Origin of the sequence: Pseudomonas sp. Colony2, from assembly GCF_019382755.1 — a bacterium.
Lineage (GTDB): Bacteria > Pseudomonadota > Gammaproteobacteria > Pseudomonadales > Pseudomonadaceae > Aquipseudomonas.
The window spans coordinates 6,483,495-6,490,007 of sequence record NZ_CP080030.1 but is presented as its reverse complement, the minus strand read 5'-3'; the positions used below and the strand labels follow the sequence as shown (position 1 = coordinate 6,490,007).

General features: G+C 54.1%; 8 protein-coding genes, 4 tRNA genes and 2 rRNA genes (1 of these 14 cut by a window edge). All 14 read left to right on the top strand.

Translation table 11 applies throughout. From position 1 onward, the window contains the following. A 23S ribosomal RNA gene (locus JV201_RS26480) occupies window positions 1-286 on the top strand; it begins 2,604 nt to the left of the window's first position. A gap of 150 nt (window positions 287-436) precedes the next feature. Continuing rightward, window positions 437-552 (top strand): 5S ribosomal RNA (gene rrf / locus JV201_RS26475). Between the two features lie 168 nt (window positions 553-720). After that, window positions 721-1,680, top strand: a complete 960-nt coding sequence (gene birA, locus JV201_RS26470; RefSeq protein WP_219406208.1) for a bifunctional biotin--[acetyl-CoA-carboxylase] ligase/biotin operon repressor BirA — start codon at window positions 721-723, stop codon at window positions 1,678-1,680. Next, window positions 1,670-2,419 carry a pantothenate kinase gene (locus JV201_RS26465; RefSeq protein WP_087692333.1) on the top strand — a complete coding sequence of 250 codons (750 nt, stop codon included), beginning with the start codon at window positions 1,670-1,672 and terminating at the stop codon, window positions 2,417-2,419. Before birA ends, JV201_RS26465 begins: the two co-directional genes overlap by 11 nt. Window positions 2,420-2,426: 7 nt before the next feature. Next, on the top strand, window positions 2,427-2,873 hold the full coding sequence (locus JV201_RS26460) for a hypothetical protein (protein ID WP_003210101.1): 447 nt from the start codon (window positions 2,427-2,429) through the stop codon (window positions 2,871-2,873). Window positions 2,874-3,016: 143 nt separating this feature from the next. Continuing rightward, a tRNA-Tyr gene (locus JV201_RS26455) sits at window positions 3,017-3,101 on the top strand. 23 nt (window positions 3,102-3,124) lie between these two features. After that, window positions 3,125-3,198: transfer RNA gene (locus tag JV201_RS26450), tRNA-Gly, on the top strand. 26 nt (window positions 3,199-3,224) lie between these two features. Next, window positions 3,225-3,300: transfer RNA gene (locus JV201_RS26445), tRNA-Thr, on the top strand. A gap of 163 nt (window positions 3,301-3,463) precedes the next feature. Beyond that, window positions 3,464-3,539 (top strand) — tRNA-Trp (locus tag JV201_RS26440). A gap of 45 nt (window positions 3,540-3,584) precedes the next feature. Then, window positions 3,585-3,953 carry a preprotein translocase subunit SecE gene (gene secE, locus JV201_RS26435; protein ID WP_003210099.1) on the top strand — a complete coding sequence of 123 codons (369 nt, stop codon included), beginning with the start codon at window positions 3,585-3,587 and terminating at the stop codon, window positions 3,951-3,953. Window positions 3,954-3,962: 9 nt separating this feature from the next. Continuing rightward, window positions 3,963-4,496, top strand: coding sequence for a transcription termination/antitermination protein NusG (gene nusG / locus JV201_RS26430; RefSeq protein ID WP_003176436.1), 534 nt, complete (start codon window positions 3,963-3,965; stop codon window positions 4,494-4,496). A gap of 117 nt (window positions 4,497-4,613) precedes the next feature. Further along, the gene (rplK, locus tag JV201_RS26425) at window positions 4,614-5,045 is read left to right on the top strand and encodes a 50S ribosomal protein L11 (protein WP_003210097.1); all 432 of its coding nucleotides are present in this window, start codon (window positions 4,614-4,616) and stop codon (window positions 5,043-5,045) included. Next, window positions 5,045-5,740, top strand: a complete 696-nt coding sequence (gene rplA / locus JV201_RS26420; protein WP_003176434.1) for a 50S ribosomal protein L1 — start codon at window positions 5,045-5,047, stop codon at window positions 5,738-5,740. Before rplK ends, rplA begins: the two co-directional genes overlap by 1 nt. A 198-nt stretch (window positions 5,741-5,938) precedes the next feature. Beyond that, window positions 5,939-6,439 carry a 50S ribosomal protein L10 gene (gene rplJ, locus JV201_RS26415; protein ID WP_003210095.1) on the top strand — a complete coding sequence of 167 codons (501 nt, stop codon included), beginning with the start codon at window positions 5,939-5,941 and terminating at the stop codon, window positions 6,437-6,439. Window positions 6,440-6,513: the final 74 nt, after the last annotated feature.

The following is a 6,513-nucleotide window of genomic DNA, read 5'->3' as shown; positions in this document are numbered from 1 at the left end:
CCGTGGACGTTTGAGATTTGAGAGGGGCTGCTCCTAGTACGAGAGGACCGGAGTGGACGAACCTCTGGTGTTCCGGTTGTCACGCCAGTGGCATTGCCGGGTAGCTATGTTCGGAATAGATAACCGCTGAAAGCATCTAAGCGGGAAACTAGCCTCAAGATGAGATCTCACTGGAACCTTGAGTTCCCTGAAGGGCCGTCGAAGACTACGACGTTGATAGGTTGGGTGTGTAAGCGCTGTGAGGCGTTGAGCTAACCAATACTAATTGCCCGTGAGGCTTGACCATATAACACCCAAGCAATTTGCGTCGAAGAGACCAGATTGCGGTGTGTGAAGACGAAACGAACCGAAAGTTCGAGATCTTACAAACACCTAGCTATCACATACCCAATTTGCTGAAGCGAGGCCAGCTGGCCACGACTCAGTACCCGAATTTCTTGACGACCATAGAGCATTGGAACCACCTGATCCCATCCCGAACTCAGCAGTGAAACGATGCATCGCCGATGGTAGTGTGGGGTTTCCCCATGTGAGAGTAGGTCATCGTCAAGATTAAATTCCAGAACCCCTGATTGCTTATGCAGTCAGGGGTTTTGTTTTGCGCAGTCGGAAAATTTGGGCGGTCGAATTTCAAGCATCTTCAATGCTAACGTCCTGCCTTTCTATGCAATGGCCTAATGCATGGCTATCATGCGTGCCTCATTGTGAGGCGAGACCTGCATGCTGACGTTGTTGAAACTTCTAAAAGATGGTCGATTCCACTCCGGGGAGGCGCTCGGTGCTGCCTTGGGTGTCAGTCGCAGTGCTGTATGGAAGCAGCTTCAGCATCTCGAGGCGGAATTGGGTCTACCTATCCATAAAGTGCGCGGCAGGGGGTATCAGTTGGCTGCGCCCCTGATACTGTTAAGTGCCGATGAAATAGCTCGGCATGTACCTGTTCCTGCATGGCCTGTTCATATCTCTGACTCCATTGACTCTACCAATGCCGAGGCATTGCGGCTGATTGAATCGGGTCGCACTGCGCCATTTCTTGTGCTTTCAGAACAGCAAACTGCAGGCAGGGGAAGGCGCGGACGAAAGTGGGTCAGTCCTTTCGCTCAAAACGTCTACTACAGCCTTGTGATGCGGATCGAAGGCGGCATGCGTCAGTTGGAAGGGCTAAGCCTGGTGGTCGGACTTGCAGTTATGCAGGCGCTGCGCGACGCGGGTGTTCGTGGTGCAGGGTTGAAGTGGCCAAATGACGTTTTGGTCGGGCAGAAAAAGATCGCCGGAATTCTCCTGGAACTGGTCGGGGATCCCGCTGACGTCTGTCACGTCGTTATTGGTATCGGCATCAACGTGAACATGCAGAAGGCGGATGAGGTCGATCAGCAATGGAGCTCCGTACAGTTGGAGAGCGGCAGTGCTGTTGATCGCAACTACCTGGTAGCGCGTCTTGGAGTGCAGCTGCAGGCTTATCTTGAGCGTCACCAGGCATCTGGCTTTTCGGCAATCCAGGGTGAGTGGGAGCAAAGCCATTTATGGCAGGACCGGCCTGTATCGCTCATCGCGGGCGTGAACCGGATTGACGGCGTGGTGCTGGGGGTCGATGGGCAAGGTGCATTGCGGTTGAGCGTGGATGGTGTTGAGAAAGTATATAGCGGTGGTGAGCTAAGCCTGAGGTTGCGTGATGATTCTTGAGCTCGACTGTGGGAATAGCTTTATCAAATGGCGGGTACTTGAGTCGGATAAGGCTCGTATCTTTGCCGAAGGTGTCGTTGGGTCGGATGCCTCGCTGATCGACAGCCTGTTCGCGCTCACGGGGCTCGCGTTAAAAGACTGCCGGCTGGTGAGTGTTCGCGCTTCGGATGAGACGAGTCAACTGGTCGCTACCCTGGTCGAGGCATTTGGCGTCAAGGTGCTGTGTGCTGCTTCGGCGAGGCAGATGGGTGGGGTGCGGAACGGGTACGAAGATTTCGAGCGCCTGGGACTGGATCGTTGGCTCGCGATGCTGGGTGGGTTTCAGCTGGCGTCGGGCGCGTGCCTGGTGCTCGATTTTGGCACTGCCGCAACAGCAGACTTCATTTCCGCAGACGGTGAGCATCTCGGCGGTTTCATTTGTCCGGGGATGCCGCTGATGCGTAATCAGCTTCGAACACATACCCGCAAAATACGCTATGACGATATCGCCGCTGAGCGGGCTCTTGAGGCGCTGTCTCCAGGGCGCACAACTGTGGAGGCGGTAGAGCGCGGCTGTACGCTCATGCTGAGGGGCTTTGTGTTGACCCAGCTGGAGTTGGCTCGAAGCTATTGGGGGAGCGATTTTACCGTCTTCCTTACCGGTGGGGACGCTGAGCTCGTGGCTGACGCTGTGCCTCACGGTAGGCTTGTCCCTGATCTGGTTTTTGTTGGCTTGGCGATGGCGTGCCCTTTGTCCTGAGGTTTTTATGCGTTGGCTGTTTCTGCTTTTGCTGGTCCTCAATGTCTTCTATTACATCTGGCATCAGCAGGAGGCCCCTCTGCGCGCTAAAGATGTCACGCCTTTGGCTCTCTATCGTGGTTCTCAGCAAGATATCCGCCTGTTGAGCGAATCGGCTGATGCGATGGTTCGGCGAGACAGGGCAAAAGCGCCTGATGCGCAGGCGATGTGCTTGTATATCGGCGGTTTGCCTGATCAGAAAGAGGCTCAATCCGTTGAGCAGCGCCTCACGAGCCTGGATATCAAGGTCAGGCTGCAGTCTCTGAACCTGCCTGATGCGTCGGGATACTGGCTGCGAGTGGCCCCTGAAAGCAGGCGTCTGGCCGATGATCTGCCCTTTGAAAACCTTGCTAATGAATTCAATGAGTTAAAACATAAAATAATGCCGTGCGAAGGCATTGCAACCTTCGAATAGTTTGCATAGAATGGCGCCCGCTTCGCAGTGAAGACCTTCTAGGTCGACAGGGTGAAGTGAAGGTCAACGCAGCTAACCTCATATTTTTTAATGAGAAAATGCTTGACAGAAGGCTGGCATGATGTAGAATGCCGGCTCGCTTAGGAGGGGTTCCCGAGCGGCCAAAGGGATCAGACTGTAAATCTGACGTCTACGACTTCGAAGGTTCGAATCCTTCCCCCTCCACCATTTTAGCGTGAGCTGCAAGCTCCGCGGGTATAGTTTAGTGGTAGAACCTCAGCCTTCCAAGCTGATGATGCGGGTTCGATTCCCGCTACCCGCTCCAAGTTTGCAGGTTGTGCAAGTTGTTTCGCTCTTGTAGCTCAGTTGGTAGAGCACACCCTTGGTAAGGGTGAGGTCAGCGGTTCAAATCCGCTCAAGAGCTCCATATAACAAGGCAGATATGAAAATATCTGCCTTTGTTTTAACAGCTACCTCCGGTTGAATATGCCCTCTCTCGCTGTTTTGTTTGGGTGGGTTTCAGGTCTGCAGGGGTTTGTTGTTGTAAAGTCTTTTTCAGATCGGCATAATTGTCGGCCTGATTTTGTTTTAGGTCAGTAGCTCAATTGGCAGAGCGACGGTCTCCAAAACCGTAGGTTGGGGGTTCGATTCCCTCCTGACCTGCCAGATTCACTTGGTGTGTCTGGCTTTCTTTTCACAGGATCTTCATAGATGACTCCTAAGGCTGAAGCTCAAGGCTCTCGCTTCGATCTGCTCAAGTGGCTTGTAGTAGTCGCTGTTGTGGTTGTAGGCGTTGTTGGCAACCAGTACTACTCTGGGTCGCCAATCCTGTACCGTGTCCTCGCATTGCTCGCCCTTGCTGCTGTTGCTGCCTTTGTTGGCCTGCAGACTGCAAAAGGCAAGTCGTTTGCGGTCCTGGTGAAGGAAGCTCGTACCGAGATCCGTAAAGTCGTTTGGCCGACTCGCCAAGAAACCACGCAGACCACGTTGATCGTGGTAGCTGTTGTTCTGGTTATGGCGTTGCTGTTGTGGGGGCTTGATTCCCTGCTCGGCTGGCTTGTTTCCTTGATTGTTGGCTAAGGGTGTCCCGTGGCTAAGCGTTGGTACGTTGTGCATGCTTACTCGGGTTACGAGAAGCATGTCATGCGCTCTTTGCTAGAGCGCGTAAAGCTGGCAGGCATGGAAGATGGCTTCGGCGAAATTCTGGTTCCCACTGAAGAAGTGGTTGAAATGCGTAATGGCCAGAAACGCAAAAGCGAACGTAAGTTCTTCCCTGGCTACGTGCTGGTTCAAATGGACATGAATGAGGGTACTTGGCACTTGGTCAAGGACACTCCTCGCGTCATGGGTTTCATCGGCGGTACCGCTGATAAGCCTGCTCCGATCACTGACAAAGAAGCAGAAGCAATTCTGCGTCGCGTTGCTGATGGTAGCGACAAGCCCAAGCCGAAGACGTTGTTCGAGCCGGGTGAGGTTGTTCGTGTCACAGATGGTCCGTTCGCTGATTTTAACGGCACCGTCGAAGAAGTTAACTACGAAAAGAGCCGGATCCAAGTGGCAGTGCTCATTTTCGGTCGCTCTACTCCGGTAGAGCTAGAGTTCAGCCAGGTCGAAAAAGTCTAGCTGAGCAAGCATCCCAACCCCGCAGCCTTAGGCTGTGGGGTTTTGTCGTCACTGGGATAAACGCGCAAGTAACCGGGGAGCCTTTCGAGGCGTTCGAACCCGTAATTGGAGTGCCTCATGGCCAAGAAGATTACCGCTTACATCAAGCTGCAAGTGAAGGCCGCTCAGGCCAACCCAAGCCCACCTGTTGGTCCAGCTCTGGGTCAGCACGGCGTGAACATCATGGAATTCTGCAAGGCCTTCAACGCCCGTACTCAGGGTATTGAGCCAGGTCTGCCGACTCCAGTGATCATCACTGTATACAGCGACCGTAGCTTCACCTTCGAAACCAAGTCGACCCCGGCTTCGGTTCTGTTGAAGAAAGCTGCTGGTCTGACTAGCGGTTCCGCTCGTCCTAACACCGTTAAGGTTGGCACCGTGACCCGTGCTCAGCTGGAAGAAATCGCGAAAACCAAAAACGCGGATCTGACTGCAGCTGATATGGATGCAGCCGTGCGTACCATCGCCGGTTCTGCTCGTAGCATGGGCCTTAACGTGGAGGGTGTGTAATGGCTAAGCTGACCAAGCGCCAAAAGGCTATCGCCGGCAAAATCGAAGCGGGCAAGTCCTACAATTTTGTAGACGCTGCTGCTCTGCTGACCGAGCTGTCGACTGTCAAGTTCAGCGAGTCTGTTGACGTTGCTGTAAACCTGGGCGTTGACCCACGTAAATCCGACCAGGTCGTTCGTAGCGCTACTGTGCTGCCACACGGTACTGGCAAGACCGTACGTGTAGCTGTCTTCACCCAAGGCCCAGCAGCTGAAGCTGCTCTGGCCGCCGGCGCCGATCGCGTTGGCATGGACGACCTGGCTGCCGAAATGAAAGGCGGCGACCTGAACTATGACGTCGTAATTGCTTCCCCGGATGCAATGCGCGTTGTAGGTCAGCTGGGTCAGATCCTTGGTCCACGTGGTCTGATGCCTAACCCTAAAGTCGGCACCGTGACTCCAGACGTAGCTACCGCGGTTAAAAACGCCAAGGCTGGTCAGGTTCGTTATCGCACCGACAAAAACGGCATCATTCACACCTCCGTTGGCAAAGTCGGCTTTGATGCCGTCAAGCTGAAGGAAAACGTTGAAGCCCTGATCGCTGATCTGAAGCGTATCAAGCCAGCTTCCTCGAAAGGTATCTACGTCAAGCGCGTTACCCTGAGCACCACTATGGGCCCAGGTCTGGTCATCGACCAAGGCTCGCTGGACGTATAAGACACAAATTGGCGCAAGTAATTGCGCCAATTGAAAGATTGGGGTCCCTGCCTGGCGGGGGCTATCCAAGACCGTAGGCGACGCAAGTCTTAAACCACAAGCCTACGCAGATGGTGCTCCCGGTTCCTTACCGAATCAGACACCAAAACGACATCCGGCCTAGGCCAGATGAAACGGTAACAAGCAGGAGTTAAACCCGTGGCAATTAATCTCGAAGACAAGAAGGCCATCGTCGCTGAAGTCAACGAGGCTGCCAAAGCTGCTCTGTCCGCTGTCGTGGCTGATGCCCGTGGTGTGACAGTAAGCGCTATGACCGGACTCCGTAAAGAGGCTCGTGAAGCTGGCGTATACGTACGTGTTGTACGTAACACCCTGCTCAAGCGCGCTGTTGCTGACACTGAATACAGTGTCCTCAACGACGTGTTCACTGGCCCGACCCTGATTGCGTTCTCCAAGGAACATCCTGGCGCTGCTGCCCGTTTGTTCAAGGAATTCGCCAAGGGTCAGGATAAGTTCGAGATCAAGGCAGCTGCGTTCGAGGGCAAGTTCCTCGCAGCTAACCAAATCGACGTACTGGCAACACTGCCGACCCGTAACGAAGCAATTTCTCAGCTGATGAGCGTGATTCAAGGCGCTACCAGCAAGTTGGCTCGTACTCTGGCCGCAGTTCGCGAGCAAAAAGAAGCTGCCGCAGCCTAAGGCTGAGCATCTCCTCTCGCGTATTTTTGTTTATTTCGATGGCCGCGTAGGCCGTCCCCCAATTCAGGAATTAC